Source organism: Phaeobacter sp. BS52, assembly GCF_045040595.1.
GTDB lineage: Bacteria > Pseudomonadota > Alphaproteobacteria > Rhodobacterales > Rhodobacteraceae > Phaeobacter > Phaeobacter piscinae.
The window spans coordinates 2,906,460-2,931,479 of sequence record NZ_CP090662.1 but is presented as its reverse complement, the minus strand read 5'-3'; the positions used below and the strand labels follow the sequence as shown (position 1 = coordinate 2,931,479).

Below are 25,020 nucleotides of genomic sequence, written 5' to 3'. Positions count from 1 at the left end.
CGGTTTCACCCCACGTAGGAAAAGCTGGCCGCCAGTTCGCAATGCGAAGACCAGCGGAATTGATCAACCACCTGTACCCAATCCAGACGGTAGCCGCCATCCGTCAGGATTTTGGCATCGCGGGCAAAGGTGACGGGATTGCAGGACATATAGGCCACCCGCTTGGTCCGTGCGGCAACCAACTGCGTTACCTGTGCTTCGGCACCTGCACGGGGCGGGTCGATCACGGCGACATCAAACGCCGCCCCAAAAGGGTTGAGATCCTCTGCCAGCAGTGGATTACGAAACAGATCACGGGTTTCGGTTGTGACCTTTTTCAACCCCTTGGCCTGTCGCCAGCTCGACATCAAGCGCGCGCAGCATGCTGCCTTCGCCCTCGACCGCGTGCACCTCTGCATGTTTCGCAAGTGGCAGGGTGAAGGTGCCGCTGCCAGCGAATAGATCCACGATGCGTTTCGCACCGGCCACACAGTCCTTAACCGCCGCAAGAAGGGCCGCTTCACCGTCGCGCGTCGCCTGCAGAAACGCACCGGGCGGCGGGCAAACATGGGCCGGTCCAAACGGTTGGGTTGGTGGCTGCTCCATACCGATCAGCTCATCCTCCCAGGTCAGACGTGCGATATGATGGGCATCAACAACTTGGGCCAACGCAATACGCAAGGGACCGTCCAGCGGTTTGCCATTGGTCACCAGCACGTCCACGCCAACCTCAGACAGAGTCACGGTCACCGAGAGCGGCGCCTTGCGACTGGCGCCAACCATGGCCAGTGCCTCAGCCATGGGGATGGCGGACAGCAGCCGTGGCGCCAGCAATTGGCAGTCAGGAATTTCCGTGATCACCCCGGAGGCGCGCCCATGGAACCCGGCCATCGCCCCTTTCTTGGTGCGGCGCACGGACAGGGTGGCGCGGCGACGCGATTGTGGTGGTGAGGTGTGGATCGGGCGGAACTCCGCCTCAAGCCCCTGCGCCGCCAGCGCATTACGAACGATGTCGACTTTCCAGTTCGCGACAAAATCATCTGTCGCATGTTGCAGCTGGCAACCACCGCAGGATTTATAGTGTCGACAGGGCGCCTGGACGCGCATCTCCGACGGGCTCTCGATGCGAATATCGCTAAGCTGGTGCCCGTCGCGAATACCGCTGACGGTCTCTCCCGGTAGCGTGCGCGGTGCAAAAAGCGGGCCTTCGGCGACCCCGTCGCCCTGATGGCCCAGACGAATGATTGTGGCTGTGGTTCTAGCTGCATGTGTCATGGCCGCTGCATACCCTGCGACCGCCGCATGCAAAAGAAAAATGCGCAGCCCTCGCGGGAACGACGGCTGCGGTGGGTCATACGGCGCCTATTCCGCAGCATCCCGCGGCAGTGAGCTTCCGGCCTGATCGTCAGCCTCCGTCCGGATGAAACCACCAGACTGCCGCGCCCAGAACTGGGCATACAAACCGCCCTGTTCCAGCAATGCGTCATGCGTGCCCGCTTCCGCGACGCGGCCCTGATCCATGACGATGATCCGGTCCATTTCGCTCAACGTGGACAGCCGGTGCGCAATCGCCAGAACGGTTTTCCCCTGCATCACCCGCTCAAGCGCGGACTGAATGGCTGCTTCCACCTCTGAGTCCAGGGCCGAGGTTGCCTCATCCAGCACAAGAATAGGCGCATCTTTCAGGATCGCGCGCGCCAGGGCGATACGCTGCCGCTGACCACCAGACAGCTTCACTCCGCGTTCGCCAAGATGAGCATCATAGCCGGTGCGACCCTGCCCATCCTCCAGATCAAGGATAAACTCATGCGCTTCGGCCTTTTGCGCGGCGGCGATCAGCTCCAACTCGCTGGCGTCAGGTCGACCATATAGGATGTTGTCCCGCGCCGAACGATTGAACATCGCAGTTTCCTGCGTGACCATGCCAATCTGACTGCGTAACGAGTTTTGGGTGACCTCTGCTATATCCTTTCCGTCGATCAGGATATGACCAGATTCCCCATCATAGAGCCGTAGCAAAAGCGAAACGAGCGTCGACTTCCCCGCCCCGGAAGCGCCAACGATCCCCAGTTTTTCCCCGGGCGCAATGGTCAGCGATACATCCTGAATACCGCCGATATCGCGCCCATAGGCAAAACCGACCTCACGAAACTCAATCTGCCCCTCGGTGACTGTCAGCACCTCAGCCTCGGTTTGATCCTCAACCCGGTCGGGACGGGTCAGGGTCGTCATACCATTTTCAATCTCACCAATGTTGGAATAGATCGCCATCAGGGTGAAACTGACCCACCCGGTCATCTGGGCAATGCGCACGGACACCGCACCTGCTGCGACGATATCACCTTCGCTCGCCAGCCCATCGCGCCACAGCACCAGCGTCGCACCAATCAGCAACACCGGCAGCACACCCGCCAGCGTCATCAGACAAAACCGGAAACTCGCCGACAGATACCCGAAATGCAGTGCCTTGGTGCGGAAATCCGCCATGGAATCCTGCGCCGTACGTTCCTCAAAATCGGCATGCGCAAACAGCTTCACCGTTTTGATGTTGGTGATCGTATCAACCACCTGCCCCGACACCATTGCCCGCGCCCCAGCGCGCGCAGCGGAGCGTTTGCGAATACGTGGCAGAAACCAGCGGATGGTGGCGAAATAGCCAACCAGCCAAACCACGAACAGGCCAGTAATCCGCCAGTCAATCGCCCCCAAGAGCGCCAGTGCCCCCAGAAGCGAGGCCAGCGCAAAGGCAACCACGTTGATCATCTCAACCGCAACCGAGGTCACGGCATTGGCTGTCTGCATCTGCTTCTGCGCGATACGACCTGCAAAATCATCGTCGAAAAAGCGCACCGATTGACCCATGGTCCAGCGATTAAGCCGCGACAGCACCAGCGGGTTGACGTTTGGCTGGACGATGATTGCATTGGATGCCGCAGACAGGCCAAACAGGATCGGCCGCAGCAGAAGGAAAAATCCCAGCGCCCCGGCAATAATCACAAGATTACCGGCAGAGAAAAACTGCCCCGGCCCGCTGGAAATCGCGGTGTCAATCACCAGACCCAATATATAGGCCGTCCCTGCTTCCATCCCGCCAGCCAGCGCCGAGCAGAACGCAGCAAGCGCAAGCATTGGCCAGGCACCTGAAAGGCACCAGCGCAGAAAGCCCCCCAGTCGATTGGGCGGCGGACCTTTGGCGGGTTGAAATGCGTCGATCAGATTGCCGAGTTTCATTCTGCTGCCTCGATATTCAGGAACCCGCCGGATTGACGTGCCCAGAACTGGGCATATAGGCCCTCTGAGCGCAAAAGCACGTCATGCGTCCCCTCTTCAACAATCCGCCCATCATCCAGCACCAGGATGCGATCCATCTGAGCAATGGTGGACAGGCGATGCGCAATCGCGATCACCGTTTTGCCCTGCATCATCCCATAAAGCGTTTGCTGAATTTCAGCCTCCACCTCAGAATCCAGAGCAGATGTGGCCTCATCCAGGATCAGAATGGGCGCATCTTTCAGAATGACTCGGGCCAAGGTAACCCGCTGCCGCTGGCCACCCGACAATTTCACCCCGCGCTCCCCGACATGTGCGTCGTAGCCGTGACGGCCTTCGGGGTCTTCCAGATCAAGGATGAACTCATGCGCCCGCGCTTGCTTGGCCGCCTCGATCATCTCCGCCTCGGTGGCATCGGGCCGACCGTAAAGCAGGTTGTCCCGGACTGACCGGTGCAGCAATGCGCTATCCTGCTGCACCATGCCGATCTGGCTGCGCAGGCTATCCTGCGTCGCCATGCGAATATCCTGACCGTCGATCAGGATCGCCCCGCCTTCAGGATCGTAGAACCGCAGCAACAGCTTCACCAGTGTAGATTTCCCCGCACCGGAGCGCCCGATCAGGCCGATCTTTTCGCCTGCGCGGATGTTCAGGTTGATCCGATCCAGACCACCAGAGCCGCGCCCGTAGTGATGCGAAAGCTCACGCAGTTCCACCGCGCCGTCACGCAGATCAAGCGGTGTTGCATTGGCCGCATCCACCAGATCGATCGGCTGGGCGATGGTTTCCATCCCCTCCGCCACAACACCCAGCTGGCGGAAGAAAGTGGTCAGCGCCCACATGATCCAACCCGTCATCGCATTGAGGCGCAGCGTAAGCGCAGTCGCAGCCGCAACCACCCCGACCGAGGCAAGCCCCTGCATCCACAACAGGATTGCCCAACCGACAACACCGACGATCAACAGTCCGTTCAACGTCACCAATGCCGCATCCATAATAGTGTAGAGCCGCATCTCAGCCTGGAACGTCTTGCGCGTGCCTTCGATGGCTTCTTTGGCATAGGTCAGTTCGGTGTTGTGATGGGCAAACATCTTCACCGAATGAATATTGGAATAGCTGTCCACAACCCGGCCCGTTACGGTGGAGCGCGCATCAGATGCCGCCTGGCTGGCCGGTCCAACCCGGCGCACGGTCCAGCGGATCAACACCGCATAGAGCGCGAACCAAATTAAGAGCGGCAGCAACAGCCGGACGTCCGCAAGCCACAGCAACAGCGCAGCCCCCACCAAATAGGCAAGCGCGAAGGTGATCGCGTCGAAAACCTGAAACACCACCTCCCCGGCGGCGGGTGGGGTTTGCATAATCCGGTTGGCGATCCGTCCGGCAAAATCATTCTCAAACCAGCCAACCGATTGACGCAGAACATGTTTATGCGACCGCCAACGGATCAGCGTGCCGAAATTTGGCAGGATCGCATTGTTCAGCAACAGCACATCGAACAGCTGCAACAGCGGGCGCACGGTCAGAATGAAAACCGCCAGCAGGATGAATTCCGTGCCGTGGTCCTGCCACACTTTGGCCGGTTCACCAGACAACAGGTCAACCACCCGCCCCATGTAATGGATCAGGCCAATTTCGACGCCAGCGACAATCACCGACATCAGCGCGGTCACTGCGAACACTTTTTTGAAAGGCTGCGAGTAATCCTTCAGAAACTGCCACAGCTGCCGCGGCGGCGTGTCCGTTTCCGGATAGTCACAATAAGGGTCGATGAGGTTTTCGAAAAAACGAAACATACGGGTGCTCCAATAATTGAGCGTAGGGAATAGTCATGCGAATAGAGGCCATCGCCGTGGCCCCCCCGACATGGGTCGGACAGGTCAGGCGTCAGTCGTGCCAGATCCCGTGGTACATGCGTATTCCTCCCGTCATAAGATGGTCCCCTATGGGTAGGAAAAAAAATCCGCTCTGTCACCCCTTTTGATGGGGCGCGACCAATCGGGCAGGTTAGAGCAGCCGTTTCAGCAACGCATCGCGGTCAAGCATGAACCCAGATTTGATCCAGTCCTTCTGCAAGGATTTGAGTGCTGCACCCAGCGCCGGGCCTTGCAGGTCTGGCATCAAATCCTTGGCGGAAAGCGGGAATACAGCTGCGGCTCCTTTGGTAATTTCAGCCTCTAAATCAGGGGCAACCGGTACCTCGAACAAAGCAGATCGCAGCAGCATCACGTTGCGCGCGGTGGTCGCGCCGTGATGATAAGCCAGTGCCGCCGGTCCATCCGTACCTTCGGCAGCTGCGCGCAGCAGACGCACATCCGAAGCTTGGGCTTTACTCAGGCGCAAGGCCTGCCATGGCGCATCTCCGCCCAGCGCGGCCAAACGGCAAAGCGGGTCGGCAAGCCTACCCGCTTCCAGATGGACGAGCGGCCCCAGGGCGCGATCATCGCTTCCCGGAAGAATCAGAGGTAGCAGCCCGACCTGCCGCATCACCGCAATCGCTGAGCGCCGGATTCGGCGCCGAAAGCAGCTTCAGCACCTCACTGCCAACCCGTTCACGCGAGAGGCTGCCAATCCCATCCAGGTTTTCAGCGATGGCCGATAGGGCGTCCGGGTCAAATCCGGCATCTGGGTTGCCATACCAGGCATGAAACCTGAAATAGCGCAGCGAGCGTAGGTAGTCCTCACGAATGCGCTGCGCCGCACTGCCAATGAACCGGACGAGTCTTGCGCACAGATCCGGTAGGCCATTCAGCGGGTCAACCAGCCCCCCATCGGGACGGGCATAAAGCGCATTCATGGTGAAATCGCGCCGCGCAGCGTCCTCCTCGATCCGGTCGGCAAATGCCACAACAGCGCGTCGGCCATCGGTGGCGACATCACGGCGAAACGTGGTGATTTCGTAAGGGATCCCGCGATGGACCAATGTCACGGTGCCGTGGTCAATGCCTGTTGGTATGGCCTTGATCCCGGCCCCTTCAGCAAGCGCCATGACACGCTGCGGTGGCACGTTGGTTGAAAGATCAAGATCCGAAACCGGCGCTCCCAATAGCGCGTTGCGCACACAGCCGCCGACAAAATACACCTCTGCCCCGCCCTTTGTCAGGATGTCGCAGACGTGCTGCACAGCTGGATCCTCCAGCCATTTGGCCTGTATATGGGTCATCCCTGCATCCGTTCGGCAAGGCCGCGCAACATGCGTGCGGTGGCGCCCCAAATGTAATAGGGGCCGTAGGGCACAGCAAAGTAATGCCGCCGTATTCCCCGCCAACGCCGGGATTGAATCTGATAGTTCGACGGATCGCAAAGATGCGAGAGCGGCACGCTGAACACTTCGGCCACCTCGCCCGCTTCGGCCACGATATCAAACGGTTGGTCAACCAGCGCTACAACCGGTGTCACCGTAAACCCGGTGACAGTTTCATGTATCGGCAGTGCCCCGACAATCTGCGGCAGGTGGCGCGGCAGGCCGATTTCCTCCCAGGCTTCCCTGAGGGCGGCATCGGTCACGCTCGCGTCTGCAGCGTCCTGCTTTCCATGCTGGCGAAGGCGATCTGACCCGGATGGTGCTTCAATGCAGACGAGCGTTTGGTCAGAATAACACGCGGCGCGCCCGCCGCGGTGCTGATCGCCACGAGGACACCTGCTGGCCGCAGTTTGCGGTCAGCGGGCAGGACCACGTCGGGATTCAGGTCGAAATCCGAGGACCCTCCCCCTTCGTGCCCAGCGCGGCGGTCAGCTGTGCCCGAAGATCAGGCACTCTTACCCTGTTCGCTGTCGCCTACATCTGCCTCAAAACCCAGCGTTGCCGGATCGAGGTCGTAATGTGCACCACAGAACTGGCAATCGGCTGTCACGCGCCCCTCGTCGGTTGTCATGGTTGCAATATCCTTGGCCGAATAGATCGACAGGCTTTCGCGCACGCGATCAGTGGAACATGTGCAGCCGAACTTGACCGCCTGCGCATCAAAGACCCGCGGTTGTTCCTCGTGAAACAATCGCAAAAGCAGATCTGTCGGCGTCACGGACGGGCCGATCAGCTCCATGTCTTCTACGGTTGCCAGCAGGTGCATTACACGGTTCCAGTTCTCGCCCTCTTCGCCGCTGACCAGATCCTCTGCGGCAAGCGTCGCACCAGTGCCTTCACCATCCGCAACGAACGGAGAGGCCTTTGGCATCTGCTGCAGCATGATACCGCCAGCGCGCCAGTGTTCCGGAACCCCAGGCTCAGCCGAGCGACCAAAGCTGAGCGAGAAACGTGTCGGCAGCTGCTCGGACTGTGCAAAATACGCCTCGGCACAGGACGCCAAAGACCCACCAGCAAGTGGTGTGATCCCTTGGTAGGGCTTCATGCCCTCGCCCTGATCGACGAGAATGGCAAAATACCCCTCGCCCACCTGATCAAACGGCGCCCCATTGGTCAGCCGCGCATCATCATAGCTTGCATAGGCACGAATACGCGCTGGCTCGCCCTCGGCTGCGGGCGCGTAATAATCGGTGGCAATCATGCGCACGGCCCCTTTGGACTGGACCTGCAACGACAGTTTCCACTGCAATTTCATGGTCTGACCAATCAACGCCGTCAGCAACGCCATTTCAGCGACCAGGGCTTCGACAACGGGCGGATAGTTATGCTGCTTCAGAATGCCATCCAGCACACCATCCAACCGCGCGACGCGGCCGCGCATGTCCGATACATCAAGCTGGAAGGGCAGGACGGTATCGTCCCACGCGATTTTCGATACAAGTGTCATGGGGTTTCCTTACGCGCCGTGGATTGGCATATCGGGCCTATATAGGGTTTACATCATCAGAGTGAAGAGGTCAGCGCCGTGATCAGACGTTTTGGCGATACACCGAAAAAATCGCAAAGCTATTGGCGACGGCCAGGGGTCTATGCGCTATTGCCACGCGATGGCGAACTGCTGCTGACCTGTCAACGTGAACCCGGCCCAGATATTCAGCTACCCGGAGGGGGAATTGACCCGGGAGAGTCGCCCATTCCGGCGTTACACCGTGAGGTGATGGAGGAAACCGGCTGGACCATCTCTCAGCCACGCAAGCTGGGCGCGTTTCGCCGATTTGCCTATATGCCCGAGTATGATCTCTGGGCAGAGAAACTCTGCCACATCTATATCGCGCGTCCGGCACGTCGGATCTGCGCACCTACCGAACCGTTGCATGATGCGATGTGGGTGCGCGCGGACGTCGCATGCGAAATCCTTGGGAATGCGGGTGATCGACATTTCGCTAAGCATCATAGCGCGATGGATGGGGCAGACCTAACCTATCAGAAAACGTGCAAAAGCGGGCGTCTGTGGCGCGCCGCTTGACGTTTTAAGGGCCTTCATACTCAAACAAGGTCGCGGAGACATCATCCTCCAGCCCGTATTGCGAGGACATCACCTGTGTCAGGTTCCAATAGAGGTCATCCAGGAATTCCTGGCCGGTCTGCTCCGCGTTGCACTTTCCAATAAGCTCAACCAGACCTTCCGCCTCAAGCATCTCGCCATTTTCCAGACGGGCCTCGGTAAAGCCATCGGAGTACAGCAGTAGGCGGTCACCCTTCTCCATCACCACATCTTCCTGCGAATAGGTGATATCCGGCACCAGACCAACCGGAACGCCACCCTTGCCGATAAACTCCGTGCTGCCATCTTTGCGGATCAACAGCGGGTGCGGATGACCTGCCTGCACCATCTTCAGCACGCCGCTGCGCAGATCAACGATGCAATAGGCCATGGTAAAATATTCTTCGATCCCGGTGTCCGCGATCAGTCGCGCATTCAACAGGCTGGCGACCTCTTCCGGCTGGCGCAGCGCATAAAAGCGGTTGAACCGCTTTTCCATCCCGACATTCTGATCAAAATAGGTCGACGACAGATACCCACCGAGCCGCGCCGTCATCATCGCAGACGTAATGCCGTGCCCGGAGACATCGACCGAATAGAACCCGATCCGGTTCACTCCGGGTGAGAACATACCAACCAGATCGCCGCCGATGTGGCCGCAGGGTTTCAACAACAGGCTCACAGTGGAGGACCCGAAATCGCGGGAAAGTTCGGGGACCAGAGACTCCTGAATTTTCCGGGCCTGAATCAGATCCTTGTCAATCGCGTCATAGACCCGCTGCAGTTCATCCAGCGTGTCTGATACGATCCGGTTTTTCTCGGAAAGCTCACGCTGCATCCGCAGAATGCGCTCCCCTGCGGAAATCCGGGCGCGCAGCTCGTCCGAACTGACCGGCTTGGTCAGGAAATCATCCGCACCCGCATCCAGCCCCTGTGCCACCTCATTCTTTTCGCTCTTGGAGGTGAGCAGGATAAAATAGCTGTAGTTGTCCTGAGACTGGGTCCGAAACGCCCGGCAGAACTCCAGACCGTTCATCCCCGGCATCATCCAGTCGCTGAGAATCAAATCCGGTGGATCGCTCTCGCAAATCTCCATCGCGGCCTCGCCGCTTTCGGCTTCGACAACCTCGAATCCCCATTTTTTCAGCGATGCGACCAAGATTCGCCGTTGCAGACGGCTGTCATCGACCACCAGAACACGGCGGATCGAATTGGTCGCAACCTCTTGGTTTATTTCGATCGAACTGTCTGGCAACACCGAGTGAACCCCACAAAAAACGGCGCAAGATACCCTAAACGCAAGTCACTATCGCGCTCTTCGCTTAACAGGAGGTGAAGTTTGCGAATTATCGGCCTAGCCTCGCGTTAATCGGTGATTTACGAGTTTATAAGTAAAGCAATCGTAAAATGCGATATCAAAACAAGGTTTGCAAAGATGATTGATTGGTCACGCGCGAAAGAGTTGCACGAGGAAGTCGGCGCTGAAGACTTCTCTGAGGTTGTCGAAATTTTCCTGGAGGAGGTCGAAGGTGTCATCGAAAAGCTGCGATCCCCCGATTTGGCAACTTTGGAACAGGACCTCCATTTCCTGAAGGGCAGCGCATTGAATCTGGGGTTCCGTCAGTTTTCCCGCCTCTGCCAAGAGGGCGAGCGTCGCTCGGCCCAAGGCGAAGCCAAAGACGTCGACACCGGTGCCATCATTGCCAGCTATGAAAACTCCAAGGAAGAGTTTCTACGCGATATGAGCAGCCAACTCTGAGCCGACACCGGCTCAGATCACAAACTGTGCCAGGGTTTCGTCGCTGGTGATATCGGTATAGGCGAAGCCTGCGGCGTCCAGACGGGCATAGAGATCCGCAAAGTTCTCAGGTCGCTTGGTTTCAATACCAATCAGCACCGAGCCAAAGTTGCGCGCGGATTTCTTCATATATTCGAACCGGGCGATATCATCCTCAGGCCCCAGAATGCCCAGAAACTCTTTCAGCGCACCGGGCCGCTGCGGCAGGCGTAGTAGAAAATACTTCTTCAGCCCCATGTAGCGCTGCGCGCGCTCCTTCACTTCCGGCAGGCGTTCAAAATCAAAATTGCCGCCAGACGTCAGACAGACCACGGTTTTGCCGCGAACCCAGGAGCGCACATCGCGCAGGGCTTCGATCGCGAGCGCCCCGGCAGGTTCCAACACCACACCTTCGACGTTCAGCATCTCGAGGATTGTTGTGCAGATGCGATCTTCGGCAATCGACAGCACATCGGGCAAGGGGACCTGTTTCAGGACCTCAAACGGCCGTGCGCCAACACGCCCAACGGCCGCGCCGTCAACAAATGTATCAACATGATCCAATGCGACGGGATGCCCTGCAGCCAGCGCCGCCCGCAGACATGCCCCGCCAGCAGGTTCCGCAAACAGGCAATGCACCCGATCCCCAAACCAACGGGCCACACCTGACGACATACCCCCGCCACCAACTGGCAGGATCACATGGTCCGGAGCCGCACCCAGCTGGGCCTCAATCTCGACCGCGATAGAGCTTTGCCCCTCGATCACATCGTCATCGTCAAACGGCGAGAGGAAATGGCCACCTTCATCCGCGCACCACTTCTGCGCCGCAGCCAAAGTGTCATCGAAATAATCGCCAATCAGATGGATCTCGACACTGTCGCCACCAAACATCCGGGTTTTCTGGATCTTCTGCTGCGGCGTGGTCACCGGCATGAAGATCACGCCCCGCTTACCCAACTCGCGGCACATATAGGCGACGCCCTGCGCGTGATTGCCTGCTGACGCGCAGACAAACAGCGATTGCTCCAGCTGCTTGCGCATCGCATTGAAGGCGCCGCGGATCTTATAGGATCGCACCGGGCTCAGGTCTTCGCGCTTGAGGTATATTTCAGCGCCAAACCGCTCTGACAATAGCGCGCTACGCTGCAGCGGTGTGGCAGGGAAAATCGCGCGCATGGCCTGTTCGGCGGCCCGGGCCTGGGTCTGAAAATCACTCATGTCACTTGAGTGACCCAACCCCGCCCCCAAGACAAGGGGGCAAGGTCAAAGCATACGGAAGAATACCGCCGATCAGATCGGCCGTTTCTCGACGTAGTAGCCGTAAAGCGTGGTGAGAGCGCTGATATTCAAGACCGCAAGCACAACAGAGAATATCAGTTGCAGGACGGTCGAAATCAGCACGGCATCGATCAGCAGATACAGGATCAGTTCGGACAGCAGTTGCAGACCCAAAAGGCAAAGCGCAAGGACAAACAGCGTTCCAAAAGCTCCTGTTGTCAGTTCCAGCGACTCACTGACCCCAATGGGTTTACCCAGCGCCGCCGCTCGGCAAGATCAGAACAAGCCGATACATAAAAACAGCAATCAGTGCGGCGATCACGAGCAAGAAAGCGAGGCCAACCATCCCCATGCCGCTGATCAGGGCGATACCAACAAACATCGCCACGCCGTAAACAACGCTACCGATTACGACCAGCTGAAGCAGACGCAGAAAATACCAGAGAGCCTCCTTCGCGCGAAATGCCGGAATCCACCCCTGCGGATGTTCTTCCAGTAGGACGTAGCGATGCCAGGCCACCACGGTCCACGCGCCAATCAGTCCAATCACCAGCCACAGTCCAACGATACGCCAGAGAACTGAAAAGAACATATCGCTGTCAAACCCTCGCGCCTGAAGTCCGACATCGCCAAGCAGGCCACCAATGGCCAAATAGGCGATCGCCAACGCTATCAGCGCGGGCACAAGGAAGATCCGCAACAACTGCGGCACGTTCCGCTGCACCATGCTGACCGAGTGTAGAAATAGCTTCCAGCCAATCATTTATTCATGCTCCAATACTGCTCAATCGTCGCGCGTGACCATAATGCGCACGCTCAGGTTCCGATCCGGGGAAAACCTTGCCCTTCTGACAAAAACCGGGTAGGCCGCAGGCGTTCTGATCAAGAGGAAATCCAATGTCCGCGCCCAAGAAAGTTGTCCTCGCCTACTCCGGCGGTCTTGATACGTCAATCATTCTGAAATGGCTGCAGACCGAATACGGTTGCGAAGTTGTGACTTTCACCGCCGATCTCGGTCAGGGTGAGGAACTGGAGCCCGCACGCCAGAAAGCCGAGCTTCTGGGTATCAAGCCGGAAAACATCTACATCGAAGATGTGCGGGAGGAATTCGTGCGGGATTTCGTGTTCCCGATGTTCCGCGCCAACGCCGTCTATGAGGGCCTCTATCTTCTGGGCACCTCCATCGCCCGGCCGCTGATCTCCAAACGCCTTGTTGAGATCGCCGAAGCCACCGGTGCTGATGCGGTCGCCCATGGCGCCACCGGCAAAGGCAACGATCAGGTCCGTTTTGAACTGGCCGCCTATGCGCTTAACCCCGACATCAAGGTGATTGCCCCCTGGCGTGAGTGGGATCTGACGTCGCGGACTCGCTTGCTGGAATTCGCAGAGGCTCATCAAATCCCGGTGGCCAAGGACAAGCGCGGCGAAGCTCCCTTCTCTGTTGATGCCAATCTTCTGCACACCTCTTCTGAGGGCAAAGTACTGGAGGATCCCGCCGTGGCGGCGCCCGACTACGTCTACCAGCGCACCGTCCACCCGGAAGACGCCCCGAACGAGGCCGAATTCATCGAGATCGGTTTTGAAAAAGGCGACGCGGTCAGCATCAACGGCGAAGCAATGTCGCCTGCAACCATCCTGACCCAGCTCAATGAATACGGTGGCAAACACGGCATCGGCCGTCTCGACCTTGTCGAGGGGCGTTTTGTCGGCATGAAATCCCGCGGCATCTACGAAACACCCGGCGGCACCATCCTGCTTGAGGCCCATCGCGGCATTGAATCCATCACCATGGATCGCGGCGCGATGCACCTCAAAGACCAGTTGATGCCGCAATATGCTGAACTGATCTACAACGGTTTCTGGTACTCGCCAGAGCGTGAAATGCTGCAGGCCGCCATTGATCGCAGCCAGGAGCATGTGACTGGCACGGTCCGCGTGAAACTCTACAAAGGCTCCGCAACCACCGTGGGTCGCTGGTCTGATCACTCGCTCTATTCAGAGGCCCATGTGACCTTTGAAGATGACGCGGGCGCCTACGATCAGAAAGACGCTGCTGGCTTCATCCAGCTGAACGCGCTGCGACTGAAGCTCATTGCCGCCCGCGAGCGTCGGTTGAAAAAATGAGCGACCGCGTCGATATCACAGACGATATAGACGACGATCTGACCGAAGAGATGGAGATGTTCGTCGAAGCGCAGGACACCGTCTGGAACGATGTCCGCGCCGAACTCTCTGCGGGAAAAAAGACGAGCCACTGGATGTGGTTCGTCTTTCCGCAACTGGCCGACCTTGGTCAATCCCATATGGCCCAGCTTTACGGGATCGAGGACCTGACAGAGGCGACCGCCTACCTTGCCCACCCCGTTCTGCGCACACGATTGACCGAAGCCAGCGAGCTGCTGCTAAGCCACACCGACCGCAGCGCTGAGGATATCTTGGGCGAAACCGATGCCAAGAAACTGCGCTCCTCCATGACGCTTTTCACCGCTGTGCCCGACGCTCCACTGGTGTTCGACGCGGTGTTGAAGACGTTTTTCGATGGCGCCCCCTGCCCCCTCACCCATGATGCGCTTGGCTGACAGTTGACGCGACCTCCCCTTTGGTCACCCTTGCCCGCTGACACCCCGGTGCCTAACCCTTGGCGTAAAGGAAGACACCGAGGGGGACATCATGGCATTACAACCACTGGCAGAAGGCATCCGCGCCGGGCTGACCGGGAAAACCTTTGACGGATCGCTGAAATTCGACTGCGGTGATGATGGTGTCATCGTCCTTGCGGATGGCGATGCTTCAATGGAAAATCGCGATACTGACTGCACCATCCGCATCAGCACCGAAAATCTGAAAAAGCTGCTGACCGGGAAATTGAACCCGATGACCGGCGTGATGATGGGTAAGCTGAAAATTTCAGGTGATATGGGCGTGGCGATGAAGCTGGGCAAGCTGATCAGCTAGGCGAAACGCACTCTACGTGTGTCATCTTTCCGAAAATACTCCGGGGGTGAAGCGCCAGAGGCGCGAGGGGGCAGCGCCCCCGACGCGATCAGATTTTCTGCGCTTTCAACCGGTCATAATAGGGCATAGCGGCGTCCAAAACCGGCTGCAAAGTTGCAGGAACCTCAGGCAACGGCCCCTCGGGTCCTGCAAATTTGGTCGACTGCCAGACGGACCCGTACCAATGCGCGGCCCAGATTCCATCGTCCTTATGTCCACCCATTGGCCATGACAGCATCTTCGGGGAAAACGGGACACCTAGGCTCTCACAGAGCCGCTCCAATACCGTTGCGGGATCGCTGCGGATATCATCGCTGTCTACCACCACGGGCGACTGACCCCAGCGTGTCACCAGATCAAACAGCTCCGCCTGCTGACGAAACCCGATATCATCCAGCGTCGGATTCTCCCGTTTCTCGGCGTATGAGGCGATGACCCGTGCCGGATGGCGGATCAGAAACACATTTGTGACCTCCCGCATCCAGGCGCGCGGCACCCCGTCTATCATATGCTGGGTCATGTGTTTTTGATAGAAAAACGGTTTTGCAGCGGGCACTGGCCCCAGCAGAGATGCGGCAACAACTTCAGCATCCCTTGGCTGGCTGTCCAAGATTTCAGCCCGCATGGGGTGTTCCAGCCCGGTCTTTGCCAGATAGGCGGCATAGAACGGCTCATCCACCACAGCACAATCGCCACGGTTGCCAAAGGCATACATCATTGCAGTCGACAGGTTGCGTGGCCCAGACCACATGGCAATCCGCATCAGGCACACTCCTGCGCGATCAGATCCTTGTAGAGCGCGCGCAGACGCTTGGTCACCGGCCCCATCTCGCCGTCGCCAATCTGCCGTCCGTCAATGTCACCCACCGGCGTCTGTGCCCCAAATGTGCCGGTCAGAAACGCCTCATCAGCGCCGTAGGTATCCACCAAGGAATAATTGCGCTCAAACACCGGAATGTCATTGGCACGGCACAAATCGATGACCTTCTGCCGGGTAATCCCGTTCATACAATAGTCGCCGGTCGAGGTCCAAACCGCCCCCTTGCGCACGATAAAGAAATTGCAGGCATTGGTCGTATTCACAAACCCGTTCACGTCCAGCATCAGCCCCTCATCGGCGCCAGCTTTCTCTGCCGCGATACAGGCCAGAATGCAGTTCAGCTTGGAATGCGAATTCAGCTTCGGATCCTGTGTCATCGGCAGTCCGCGCAGATGCGGCACTGTCGCCAGCCGGATCGGGCGCGGCAGGTTCGGGCGCGAATGCTCCATGATAATGGTGAAGGTTGGCCCCTGCTGCGACAGCGATGGATGCTGGAACGGGCGGGACTTCACCCCCCGCGTCACCATCAGGCGCGCATGGGCATCGCTGATCATGTCATTGGCGTTTTGTGTGTCTAACACAGCTTGTTTGACCTGATCCCGGTCCATCCCGATGTCCAGATCGATAGTCTTCGCAGCCTCGAACAAGCGGTCGAGATGTTCGTCAATAAACGTCCAGGTCCCGTTATAGAGCCGCAGCCCCTCCCAGACGCCATCCCCCAGCATGAAACCACTGTCATAGACGCTGACCTTGGCCTCGGCTTTGGGAACAATCTCACCATTCAGATAGATCAGGATCTCTTCGTTGCGCTGATCTTCCTGCGCTTGATGCGTGCTCATTTTTTCGGTCATCTGCTCCTCCTGCGAGGCGCACGCTAGAAGGATTGGATCCTATTTCCAAGCGGTAACTTCCCGTCACCAAGCCGTGACAAACCATGTCATGTGATTGAGCCTGAACAACCCACGGGCCAATGTAGCGCAACGATGGAGGCGATGATGCGTTCGACAAACACCGCAAGACCAATTGTCCTGACCCTATTCATGCTGCTTGCCGTAGCGCTGAAGGGACATCAGGCCCATGCCCAGAATATTGAAACACTCACCGTCGCTGCAGCGGTTGCTTCTGGTGTGTTGAGAGTGATTTCGAAAGCGTCCCCGGCGTGCTCTCGGCAGTATCCGGCTATACCGGCGGCAGCACCAAATCACCCACCTACAAACAGGTCACCGCCGGTGGAACTGGTCATTTTGAGGCGGTCCAGATCCGGTTTGATCCGACCAAGGTGACGCGCAAGCAACTGCTGTCGATGTTCCTGCGCTCCGTTGATCCGACGGATGCGGGTGGTCAGTTCTGTGATCGTGGCGACAGCTACAGAACCGCGATATTTGTCTCTGGCGCAGATCAGACATCCATCGCCAAGACCGCAAAGACCGAGGCGCAGTCGGCACTCGGTCAGACTATTGTCACGCCCATTCTGCCAGCAACGGCCTTCTACCCGGCCGAAGCCTACCATCAGGACTACTACAAGGGTCGCAAACTGGTTCTCACACGCTTTGGCCCCAAACGTCAGTCAGAGGCCTATAAGCGCTATCGAAAGGCCTGTGGGCGGGATGCCCGTGTGTTGCAGCTTTGGGGGGATTCTGCGCCTTTTGCAAAAGGGCACTAACAACGGACCTAAGGCGATTGAAATGAAGAAGGCGCGGATGACACCGCGCCTTTTCCTATGCGGACCCTGTTGGCAGGATCAAAAACTTGCGTCCTGAACCTCCTTCAGGTCAGGGATCACATCGGCGGTGCCTTTACGCGTCACCATCAATGCCGCGGCGCGATTGGCCTGCGCCAACGCCTGCGCCATCGGCAGTCCACGATCCAGACCGGACAGCACATAGCCCGTGAAGGTATCACCAGCCCCTGTTGTATCAACCGGGACAACGGAATGCGCCGCGACATCATGGGTGGTTCCCGCCGTCGTATCGTAGTGGCGCGCGCCCTTGGCGCCCAGCGTGACGATCACATCCGCAACGCCCAGCGCCTCAGGCGTTTTGCCTGTCGCATCACGCAGCTGTTCGGCCTCAACCTCATTCAGGAACAGATAGTCGAGGTAGGGCAGGACCGCCTGAACCGCCGCGGCATCAAACGGCGCCGCGGCATAAGCCACCTTCAATCCCAGGTCACGCCCCATTTGGGCTGCCTCGGCCTGCATGTTGGTTTCGTTCTGCATCACCAGAATATCACCAGCACTTGCGGCAGACAGCGCGGCGCCAACCTGATCCGCACTGATCTCACGGTTTGCACCCGGGAACAGGATGATCTGGTTCTCACCTGTTGGATCCACGGCAATGATGGCGTGGCCGGTCGGCACCTCCAACTGGGCGATATGCCGCGTATCGACACCGTATTCCAACAAACGCGTGACAGCCCAGCCTCCCTCCGGCCCGACGGCACCCAAATGACAAACATGGCTGCCAGCACGCGCCGCCGCGACCGACATATTGGCGCCTTTGCCGCCCAGAAACTGCTCCAGCCCCCTCGCCGCGAGGGTTTCCCCCGCGGTCGGCATATGAGGCAGCGCATAAATCATGTCGGCATTGATTGAGCCTAGGTTCCAGAACGCCATTAGATCACCCGATATTGCAGGCAGCCAGAACCGCCATGTTCAGAACATCATTTGCCGTCGAGGTGGTCGAGCAGATCTGGATCGGCTTATCGACACCAGACAGGATCGGACCAACAACAGTTGCCCCCCCCATTTCCTGCATCAGCTTGACCGAAATCGACGCGGAGTGGCGCGCGGGTACGATCAGGATATTGGCCGGACCGGTCAGGCGCTGAAAGGGATAGGCCTCCTGCGCCTTGGCGTTCAGCGCCACATCGACGGTCATTTCGCCTTCATACTCAAAATCGACACCGCGCTGGTCCAGCACCGTGGGGGCGATATGCATCTTCTCCGCACGCTCCGACACTGGATAGCCAAAGGTCGAGAAGCTGACAAACGCCACCCGAGGCTCAAGCCCCATATGCCGGGCCACGCCTGCGGCATGTTCAGCGATATTGGCGAGGTCATTTTCATCCGGCCATTCATGCACCAGCGTATCGCCAATCAACACAATGCGCCCCTTGTGCAGCAGCGCCGTGACGCTAAGCCGATCCATTGGTCGCATCGGCATCAAATACATGGTTGATCTGATCAAGCACATGCGCCGACTTCCGGGTGGCTCCGGTGACCAGACCGTCGCCATGCCCATGCGCCAACATCAGCGCTGAAAACACATGTCGGTCGCGCCCAACCAAGCGGTGAACATCCTTACGATCAAAGCCTTTGCGGTTCAGCCGCTCATAGAGGAAGTCCTTGTAGGTCTCGAAATGCTGGGTATTGGCCGCGTTGATAATCTCCAGCTCACGCACCGCATCGCCGAGGCCCGCTGTTTCCAGCTTGCTGCGGACATCCTCCGGACGACCAACAACCAGCGCCTTGCCGAAGCCAGATCGCTGATACATCACCGCCGCACGCAAAACGCGAGGGTCGTCGCCCTCGGCAAAGATCATACGCGACTGTGCAGCACGGGCACGGGCGTTCAGACCACGTAGGATCGACTGGGTCGGATCCATCCGGCCACGCAGCCCATGCTCATAGGCATCCATGTCGATGATCGGACGACGCGCAACGCCGGTGTCCATCCCTGCCTTTGCCACGGCGGGTGGGATCCGGTGGATCAGGCGCGGGTCAAACGGTGTCGGGATGATGTAATCCCGGCCAAAGGACAGCGATTTGCCATAGGCCAGCGCCACCTCATCCGGCACATCCTCCCGTGCGAGACCGGCCAGCGCATGGGCGCAGGCAATTTTCATCTCGTCATTGATGGCGCGGGCGTGGATATCCAATGCGCCACGGAACAGATAGGGAAAGCCAAGGACGTTGTTGACCTGATTGGGATAATCAGACCGGCCGGTGGCGACAATCGCATCCACACGCACCTCGTGCGCCTCTTCCGGGGTGATCTCCGGATCCGGGTTTGCCATCGCAAAGATCACCGGATTGTCGGCCATGGATTTCACCATGTCCTGTGTCACCGCCCCTTTGACAGATACGCCAAGGAACACATCCGCGTCCTTCATCGCCTCTTCCAGCGTGCGCAGATCCGTCTTGACCGCATGGGCGGACTTCCACTGGTTCATCCCCTCGGTACGGCCCTGATAGATCACGCCTTTGGTGTCGCAGACGATGCAATTTTCATGCCGCGCGCCCATTGCCTTCAGCAGTTCAATACAGGCGATACCTGCGGCACCGGCTCCGTTGAGGACGATTTTCACATCCTCGATCTTCTTGCCGGAGATATGCAGCGCATTGATCAGACCGGCCGCACAGATCACCGCTGTACCGTGCTGGTCATCGTGGAACACCGGGATGTCCATCTCTTCTTTCAGGCGCTGCTCAATGATGAAACATTCCGGCGCCTTGATATCCTCAAGATTGATCCCGCCAAACGTTGGCCCCATCAGGCGCACCGCCTTGATGAACTCATCCGGGTCTTCGGTATCCAGCTCAATATCGATGGAATTCACATCGGCAAACCGTTTGAACAGGACAGATTTGCCCTCCATCACCGGTTTGGAGCCCAACGCCCCAAGATTGCCCAACCCCAGAACCGCAGTCCCGTTGGAGATGACCGCAACCAGATTGCCCTTGTTTGTATAGTCATAAGCGGTTTCCGGGTTCTCCGCGATCGCCTCGCAGGGCACCGCAACACCGGGGGAATAGGCCAGCGACAGATCCCGCTGCGTGGTCATCGGGACCGTTGCGTTGATCTCCCATTTGCCGGGGGTCGGTTCCAGATGGAAGGCAAGCGCCTCTTCGTTGGTAATCTTCGCTTTGGGCATTGGCTTAGGGTGTCCTCTCACTGTCCCAAGCGTCATAGCCCAGCGCGCGCCTCTTCTCAACGAAGTTGCGTTTTCACCTTTCGTCGCAGTCGCCTGATTTGTAAGGTCGCGCCAAAGAAATCCCCCATTTTACGGAGCCGAACTTTGTCCACAGTCACGCCGATGATGGCCCAATACCTCGACATCAAGGCGCAGTACCCGGATGCCCTCTTGTTCTACCGCATGGGCGATTTCTACGAGATGTTCTTTGACGATGCCGTCAACGCGGCAGAGGCCCTCGACATCGCGCTGACCAAACGCGGCAAACACGATGGCAACGACATTCCGATGTGTGGTGTCCCGGTCCATGCCGCCGAGGGCTATTTGTTGACCCTGATCCGAAAGGGGTTTCGCGTCGCGGTCGGCGAACAATTGGAAAGCCCGGCAGAGGCCAAGAAGCGTGGCTCCAAATCGGTTGTGAAACGGGATGTCGTGCGACTGGTCACCCCCGGCACCATCACCGAAGATTCCCTGCTGGAGGCGCGCCGTCACAATTTCCTCACCGCTTATTGCGAGATGCGCGATCAGTCCGCCCTCGCCTGGGCAGATATTTCCACAGGCGCGTTCCATGTGATGCCCGTCGCGTCCGTCCGGGTGTCCCCTGAACTGGCCCGGCTGGCGCCATCGGAGTTGATTGTCCCCGATGGCCCTGCCTTGGACCAGCTGCGCGCCATTGCAGAGGACCACCAGATCCCGGTGACCCCTCTGGCGAAATCCAGCTTCGACAGCACCGCCGCTGAAAAACGCATCTGTGATCTCTTCAAAGTCTCAACACTGGAATCTTACGGCTCCTTCAACCGGGCAGAGATTTCGGCCATGGGCGCGGTCATCGACTATCTCGACATCACACAGAAGGGTAAGCTGCCACTGCTTCAGCCCCCACAACAAGAGGCCGAGGACAGGGTTGTGCAGATCGACGCAGCGACCCGTCGTAGCCTAGAACTCACCCGCTCACTAACAGGTGGGCGCGGCGGCTCACTGCTTGCGGTGGTGGATCGCACCGTAACCCCCATGCCGGCATGGTCGGCTTCTTGAACAGCGGCTGTCCAGCCCATCGCGCAACCTCGATGTGATCCGATCCCGGTTGACGGCGCTGGACTTCGTGGTGGAGCAAACGCAACTCGCGCAATCTCTGCGCGCTGCTCTGCGCAAGACACCCGATCTGGACCGGGCCCTGTCCCGGCTTGCCCTGGATCGCGGCGGCCCTCGGGATCTCGCTGCGGTACGCAACACCCTGATCCAGTCCGAAGCTATTTCGGACCTCTGTGACAGGGCAGAGATGCCGCCACTTCTACAACAGGCGCTCTCCGGGCTCACCGGATTTGACGATCTGCTACCCCTGCTTGATGCCGCGCTGATTGCAGAGCCCCCCTCTTGGCCCGCGATGGCGGGTTTATTGCAGGGGGCTACGACAGCGAGCTGGACGAGGCCCGCACACTCCGTGATGAAGGTCGCTCCGTCATTGCAGCGCTGCAAAAGAAATACTCCGATCACACGGGCATCAACTCGCTGAAAATCAAGCACAACAATGTGCTCGGCTACTTCATCGAGACCACCGCGACCCATGCCGAGAAAATGCTCTCCGCCCCCCTGTCGGAGACCTATATTCACCGCCAGACAACAGCCAATCAGGTTCGGTTCACAACGGTGGAGTTGAGCGAAATCGAGACCCGTATTCTGAATGCTGCGGCAATCTGGCATTGGAGATTGAAAAGCGGCTCTATACCAGGCTAGCAGACGCTATTCTGGCAAATGCGGCCTTGCTGAATGCAGCAGCGCGGGGACTGGCAGAACTTGACCTGGTCACCGCCTTGGCCGATCTCGCTCTAGGCGAAAACTGGTCCTGTCCAACGGTAGACACCTCGCGCGAGTTCAGTATTTCAGGGGGGCGACACCCCGTTGTGGAACAGGCACTGCGGCAACAGGGTGGCAGCAGCTTCGTTGCCAACGACTGTGACCTCACCGCCGATACAGGGGCCGCCATCTGGCTGCTGACAGGTCCGAACATGGCCGGTAAATCAACCTTTCTGCGCCAGAATGCCCTGATTGCCATCCTCGCCCAAATGGGGAGCTACGTCCCAGCCGACCGCGCCCATATCGGACTGATCAGCCAGTTGTTCAGCCGGGTTGGGGCATCGGACGATCTGGCACGCGGGCGCTCGACCTTCATGGTTGAGATGGTTGAAACCGCAGCCATCCTCAATCAGGCAGATGATCGCGCACTGGTTATCCTTGACGAAATCGGGCGCGGTACTGCGACCTATGACGGGCTGTCGATCGCCTGGGCCACGCTGGAACATCTGCATGAGGTCAATCGCGCCCGCGCGCTGTTTGCGACACATTACCACGAACTCACCCAGCTCGCTCGGCAAGCTGCCCGGCGTCGATAATGCCACCGTTTCGGTCAAGGAATGGGAAGGCGAAGTCATCTTTCTGCACGAGGTCAAGAAAGGCGCGGCAGATCGCTCCTACGGGGTACAGGTCGCGCAGCTTGCTGAGCCTGCCCGGATCGGTTGTTGCACGGGCTCGGGACGTTCTGGACATGCTGGAAGAGGGCAGCCGCAGTGGCGCTAGGCAAAATCCAGATCGACGATCTTCCCCTCTTCGCTGCCGCCCCACCGCCGCAACCATCAGCACCGGTCGGCCCCTCACCAGTCGAAATGCTTCTGGACGACATCCACCCTGATGATCTCTCACCACGGGAAGCACTGGAAGCGCTTTATCGTCTGAAAGAAGCCGCGAGCTGATACAGAAAAGCGGCCTCCGTGGATCACCACGGGGCCGCTTGTCATCTTTCAAAAAATACTCGCGCCGCAGGCACGGGCCACAAGGCCCGTCACTGCTGCGGTTCAGCCCGCTCGGCGTCGAGGAAACACCAACCTGCGCCGGGCGCAGCAGACGGTCGTGCAGCATGAAGCCCTCGGCAGAAACCTGAATGATATCGCTCGGCTTTGGTACCTGGCACCGGGGCCTCGAACATCGCCTCATGCACCTGCGGATCGAATCTCTCACCAACTTCCGGCGCGATCACCTGCATACCGTGCTTTTCAAACACACCAAGCAGCGCGCGCATGGTCAGTTCCACGCCTTCAATCAAAGCGGCGGAAACTTCGCGCTGTTCATCGCTGGCAGCTTCGATCGCACGTTTCATATTGTCGTAAACCGGCAGCATGTCCCGCGCCAGCTTGGAGCCGCCATATTGCTCAGCTTCACGGCGCGCTTTGTCGCCACGCTTACGTGCGTTTTCCGCATCAGCCAGGGCCCGCATGAACCGATCTTTCAGCTCATCCCGTTCAGCCCGCAGGCTGTCCAGCTCCAGCGCTGCATCATCAAATTCTTCAGTCTGCGCAGAGAGCTCCTCTGCTTCGGCTTCTGTGATGTCGTCCAAAAAATCGTCGTTCTTGGGCTCTGCCATATTTCACCTCTAACTCCGGTCGGAAAGCAGCTTCCCGACCAGTTGCGCCGTATAGTCCACAATCGGCACGATCCGGCCGTAATTCAGGCGGGTCGGGCCAATCACGCCCACCGCACCAATGATCTTTCGATCCGCGTTCATATAGGGAGACACCACCAAAGAGGAACCCGAAAGTGAAAAAAGTTTGTTCTCCGAACCGATAAAAATGCGCACACCTTCGCCATCTTCGGTCAGCTGAAGAAACTCTTCGATATCGCGTTTGCGTTCCAGGTCATCAAACAGGTTCCGGATCCGGTCCAGCTCCTCCGCAGCCCCTCCGTCCGACAGGAGATTCGCCCGACCGCGCACAATCAGCCGCGCAGAATCGCTGCCGTCATCTTCCCAAGCGGCCAAACCGCTTTCGATCATTTCACGGGCCAGAACATCGATCTGCTGCTGCCGGGCCTTGATCTCTTCCTGAATGGCACCGCGCACGTCGCCCAATGTGCGCCCCTCGATCAGCGCGTTGAGGAAATTCGCTGCCTCCCGCATTGAACTGGGCGTCTGCCCGGGCGGCGGCGTAAACAGGCGATTTTCCACGTGACCATCTGAAAACACCAGAACGACCAGCGCACGATCATGGGCCAGTGTGACAAACTCAATATGGCGAATTTCGGCTTCATGTTTCGGGGTCAGCACCAGAGATGCCCCCTGTGTCACCCCCGACAGGGCCGATCCGACACGATCCAGCATACCGGCCAGACCCGCAGCCCCACCGCCAGCAGTCCCGCCCATGGTTTCATCAATTTTCTGGCGGTCCTGGGTGTTCAAATCCCCAACTTCAAGCAGACCATCCACAAACATCCGCAATCCGACCTGCGTGGGAACCCGACCGGCGCTGGTGTGCGGACTGTTCAGCAATCCAAGATGCTCCAGATCCTGCATCACGTTGCGCACAGTCGCGGCGCTCACCTTCTCATTCAGCGATCGCGTCAGAGTACGGCTGCCGACGGGATCTCCCGTCTCCAGATAGGATTCCACGACCGCACGGAACACATCCCGTGACCGGTCGTTCATATCCTTCAATATGTCGGTACTGCTGTTCATCGCATTCTATGTGTGGTCACTGCCGAAGTTCCGCAAGCCTTGGCTCCCTGTCCTACAGTTGTCATTAAAGAGCGCAGCACCAAAAGGTCAATCATGCTTGCATCGCCGACCCTGCGGACGCTATCCCGATGGGTAA

General features: G+C 58.6%; 16 protein-coding genes and 7 pseudogenes. 7 read left to right on the top strand and 16 right to left on the bottom strand.

Annotation, left to right across the window (positions count from 1 at the left end; translation table 11 throughout):
* Positions 1 to 5: 5 nt before the first annotated feature.
* The 6 genes and pseudogenes from L0Z65_RS14115 to L0Z65_RS14090 all read right to left on the bottom strand — a co-directional run bounded on the left by L0Z65_RS14115 (position 6) and on the right by L0Z65_RS14090 (position 8,000).
* Positions 6 to 1,254: pseudogene (locus tag L0Z65_RS14115) on the bottom strand (class I SAM-dependent RNA methyltransferase).
* An 87-nt stretch (positions 1,255 to 1,341) separates the two neighbouring features.
* Positions 1,342 to 3,210: an ABC transporter ATP-binding protein gene (locus L0Z65_RS14110; RefSeq protein ID WP_405108548.1), complete on the bottom strand. Its 1,869-nt coding sequence runs from the start codon at positions 3,208 to 3,210 to the stop codon at positions 1,342 to 1,344.
* Positions 3,207 to 5,045, bottom strand: a complete 1,839-nt coding sequence (locus tag L0Z65_RS14105; protein WP_405108545.1) for an ABC transporter ATP-binding protein — start codon at positions 5,043 to 5,045, stop codon at positions 3,207 to 3,209. The genes L0Z65_RS14110 and L0Z65_RS14105 overlap by 4 nt, the downstream gene beginning before the upstream one ends.
* Before the next feature lie 211 nt (positions 5,046 to 5,256).
* Positions 5,257 to 6,412 (bottom strand): annotated as a pseudogene (locus L0Z65_RS14100) (CCA tRNA nucleotidyltransferase).
* A pseudogene (locus tag L0Z65_RS14095) lies at positions 6,409 to 7,006 on the bottom strand (CoA pyrophosphatase). Before L0Z65_RS14095 ends, L0Z65_RS14100 begins: the two co-directional pseudogenes overlap by 4 nt.
* Positions 6,999 to 8,000, bottom strand: a complete 1,002-nt coding sequence (locus tag L0Z65_RS14090) for an Hsp33 family molecular chaperone HslO (protein ID WP_405108542.1) — start codon at positions 7,998 to 8,000, stop codon at positions 6,999 to 7,001. Before L0Z65_RS14090 ends, L0Z65_RS14095 begins: the two are co-directional and overlap by 8 nt.
* A gap of 78 nt (positions 8,001 to 8,078) precedes the next feature.
* On the opposite strand from L0Z65_RS14090, the gene L0Z65_RS14085 reads away from it, so the two are divergent.
* On the top strand, positions 8,079 to 8,579 hold the full coding sequence (locus L0Z65_RS14085) for an NUDIX hydrolase (RefSeq protein WP_405108539.1): 501 nt from the start codon (positions 8,079 to 8,081) through the stop codon (positions 8,577 to 8,579).
* Positions 8,580 to 8,583: 4 nt separating this feature from the next.
* Here the strand turns inward: L0Z65_RS14085 and L0Z65_RS14080 are convergent, their stop codons facing one another.
* On the bottom strand, positions 8,584 to 9,855 hold the full coding sequence (locus L0Z65_RS14080) for a PP2C family protein-serine/threonine phosphatase (protein ID WP_118069283.1): 1,272 nt from the start codon (positions 9,853 to 9,855) through the stop codon (positions 8,584 to 8,586).
* A 177-nt stretch (positions 9,856 to 10,032) separates the two neighbouring features.
* Here L0Z65_RS14080 and L0Z65_RS14075 point away from each other — a divergent pair, with 177 nt between their 5' ends.
* Positions 10,033 to 10,356 carry an Hpt domain-containing protein gene (locus L0Z65_RS14075; RefSeq protein WP_014876374.1) on the top strand — a complete coding sequence of 108 codons (324 nt, stop codon included), beginning with the start codon at positions 10,033 to 10,035 and terminating at the stop codon, positions 10,354 to 10,356.
* Positions 10,357 to 10,368: 12 nt separating this feature from the next.
* Here L0Z65_RS14075 and ilvA read toward each other — a convergent pair whose 3' ends face one another.
* From ilvA to L0Z65_RS14060, 3 genes are all read right to left on the bottom strand, one after another.
* Complete coding sequence (ilvA, locus tag L0Z65_RS14070) at positions 10,369 to 11,595, bottom strand: threonine ammonia-lyase IlvA (protein ID WP_405108534.1); 1,227 nt, start codon at positions 11,593 to 11,595, stop codon at positions 10,369 to 10,371.
* A gap of 72 nt (positions 11,596 to 11,667) precedes the next feature.
* The gene (locus tag L0Z65_RS14065) at positions 11,668 to 11,829 is read right to left on the bottom strand and encodes a hypothetical protein (RefSeq protein WP_405108531.1); all 162 of its coding nucleotides are present in this window, start codon (positions 11,827 to 11,829) and stop codon (positions 11,668 to 11,670) included.
* A gap of 76 nt (positions 11,830 to 11,905) precedes the next feature.
* Positions 11,906 to 12,418 (bottom strand): hypothetical protein, encoded by a 513-nt coding sequence (locus tag L0Z65_RS14060; protein ID WP_405108528.1) that lies wholly within the window; start codon positions 12,416 to 12,418, stop codon positions 11,906 to 11,908.
* Positions 12,419 to 12,552: 134 nt separating this feature from the next.
* Between L0Z65_RS14060 and L0Z65_RS14055 the strand changes: the two genes are divergently transcribed.
* From L0Z65_RS14055 to L0Z65_RS14045, 3 genes are all read left to right on the top strand, one after another.
* Positions 12,553 to 13,779, top strand: a complete 1,227-nt coding sequence (locus L0Z65_RS14055) for an argininosuccinate synthase (protein WP_118069287.1) — start codon at positions 12,553 to 12,555, stop codon at positions 13,777 to 13,779.
* Positions 13,776 to 14,234: a DUF1810 domain-containing protein gene (locus L0Z65_RS14050; protein WP_405108525.1), complete on the top strand. Its 459-nt coding sequence runs from the start codon at positions 13,776 to 13,778 to the stop codon at positions 14,232 to 14,234. Before L0Z65_RS14055 ends, L0Z65_RS14050 begins: the two co-directional genes overlap by 4 nt.
* A gap of 91 nt (positions 14,235 to 14,325) precedes the next feature.
* Positions 14,326 to 14,610, top strand: coding sequence for an SCP2 sterol-binding domain-containing protein (locus L0Z65_RS14045; RefSeq protein ID WP_040175136.1), 285 nt, complete (start codon positions 14,326 to 14,328; stop codon positions 14,608 to 14,610).
* A gap of 88 nt (positions 14,611 to 14,698) precedes the next feature.
* Here L0Z65_RS14045 and L0Z65_RS14040 read toward each other — a convergent pair whose 3' ends face one another.
* Positions 14,699 to 15,412, bottom strand: coding sequence for an HAD family hydrolase (locus L0Z65_RS14040; RefSeq protein ID WP_405108522.1), 714 nt, complete (start codon positions 15,410 to 15,412; stop codon positions 14,699 to 14,701).
* On the bottom strand, positions 15,412 to 16,320 hold the full coding sequence (locus L0Z65_RS14035; RefSeq protein ID WP_405108519.1) for a D-amino acid aminotransferase: 909 nt from the start codon (positions 16,318 to 16,320) through the stop codon (positions 15,412 to 15,414). Before L0Z65_RS14035 ends, L0Z65_RS14040 begins: the two co-directional genes overlap by 1 nt.
* 144 nt (positions 16,321 to 16,464) lie before the next feature.
* On the opposite strand from L0Z65_RS14035, the pseudogene msrA reads away from it, so the two are divergent.
* Positions 16,465 to 17,132, top strand: a pseudogene (gene msrA / locus L0Z65_RS14030) (peptide-methionine (S)-S-oxide reductase MsrA).
* 78 nt (positions 17,133 to 17,210) lie between these two features.
* Here the strand turns inward: msrA and L0Z65_RS14025 are convergent.
* Together L0Z65_RS14025 and L0Z65_RS14020 are read right to left on the bottom strand one after the other, a co-directional pair.
* Complete coding sequence (locus tag L0Z65_RS14025) at positions 17,211 to 18,083, bottom strand: ribokinase (RefSeq protein ID WP_405108516.1); 873 nt, start codon at positions 18,081 to 18,083, stop codon at positions 17,211 to 17,213.
* 4 nt (positions 18,084 to 18,087) lie between these two features.
* Positions 18,088 to 20,344, bottom strand: a pseudogene (locus L0Z65_RS14020) (NADP-dependent malic enzyme).
* 162 nt (positions 20,345 to 20,506) lie between these two features.
* Between L0Z65_RS14020 and mutS the strand changes: the two are divergent.
* Positions 20,507 to 23,130, top strand: a pseudogene (gene mutS / locus L0Z65_RS14015) (DNA mismatch repair protein MutS).
* A 109-nt stretch (positions 23,131 to 23,239) separates the two neighbouring features.
* Here mutS and L0Z65_RS14010 read toward each other — a convergent pair.
* Positions 23,240 to 23,798 (bottom strand): annotated as a pseudogene (locus L0Z65_RS14010) (nucleotide exchange factor GrpE); the annotation flags it as partial.
* A gap of 9 nt (positions 23,799 to 23,807) precedes the next feature.
* Complete coding sequence (gene hrcA / locus L0Z65_RS14005) at positions 23,808 to 24,884, bottom strand: heat-inducible transcriptional repressor HrcA (protein ID WP_024098879.1); 1,077 nt, start codon at positions 24,882 to 24,884, stop codon at positions 23,808 to 23,810.
* Positions 24,885 to 25,020: the final 136 nt, after the last annotated feature.

Coding starts and splice junctions, on each gene's coding strand:
- L0Z65_RS14110 (WP_405108548.1), bottom strand. CDS start 3,210: ATGAAACTCGGCAATCTGATCGACGCATTTCAACCCGCCAAAGGTCCG.
- L0Z65_RS14105 (WP_405108545.1), bottom strand. CDS start 5,045: ATGTTTCGTTTTTTCGAAAACCTCATCGACCCTTATTGTGACTATCCG.
- L0Z65_RS14090 (WP_405108542.1), bottom strand. CDS start 8,000: ATGACACTTGTATCGAAAATCGCGTGGGACGATACCGTCCTGCCCTTC.
- L0Z65_RS14075 (WP_014876374.1), top strand. CDS start 10,033: ATGATTGATTGGTCACGCGCGAAAGAGTTGCACGAGGAAGTCGGCGCT.
- ilvA (WP_405108534.1), bottom strand. CDS start 11,595: ATGAGTGATTTTCAGACCCAGGCCCGGGCCGCCGAACAGGCCATGCGC.
- L0Z65_RS14060 (WP_405108528.1), bottom strand. CDS start 12,418: ATGATTGGCTGGAAGCTATTTCTACACTCGGTCAGCATGGTGCAGCGG.
- L0Z65_RS14055 (WP_118069287.1), top strand. CDS start 12,553: ATGTCCGCGCCCAAGAAAGTTGTCCTCGCCTACTCCGGCGGTCTTGAT.
- L0Z65_RS14050 (WP_405108525.1), top strand. CDS start 13,776: ATGAGCGACCGCGTCGATATCACAGACGATATAGACGACGATCTGACC.
- L0Z65_RS14045 (WP_040175136.1), top strand. CDS start 14,326: ATGGCATTACAACCACTGGCAGAAGGCATCCGCGCCGGGCTGACCGGG.
- L0Z65_RS14040 (WP_405108522.1), bottom strand. CDS start 15,412: ATGCGGATTGCCATGTGGTCTGGGCCACGCAACCTGTCGACTGCAATG.
- L0Z65_RS14035 (WP_405108519.1), bottom strand. CDS start 16,320: ATGACCGAAAAAATGAGCACGCATCAAGCGCAGGAAGATCAGCGCAAC.
- L0Z65_RS14025 (WP_405108516.1), bottom strand. CDS start 18,083: ATGGCGTTCTGGAACCTAGGCTCAATCAATGCCGACATGATTTATGCG.
- hrcA (WP_024098879.1), bottom strand. CDS start 24,884: ATGAACAGCAGTACCGACATATTGAAGGATATGAACGACCGGTCACGG.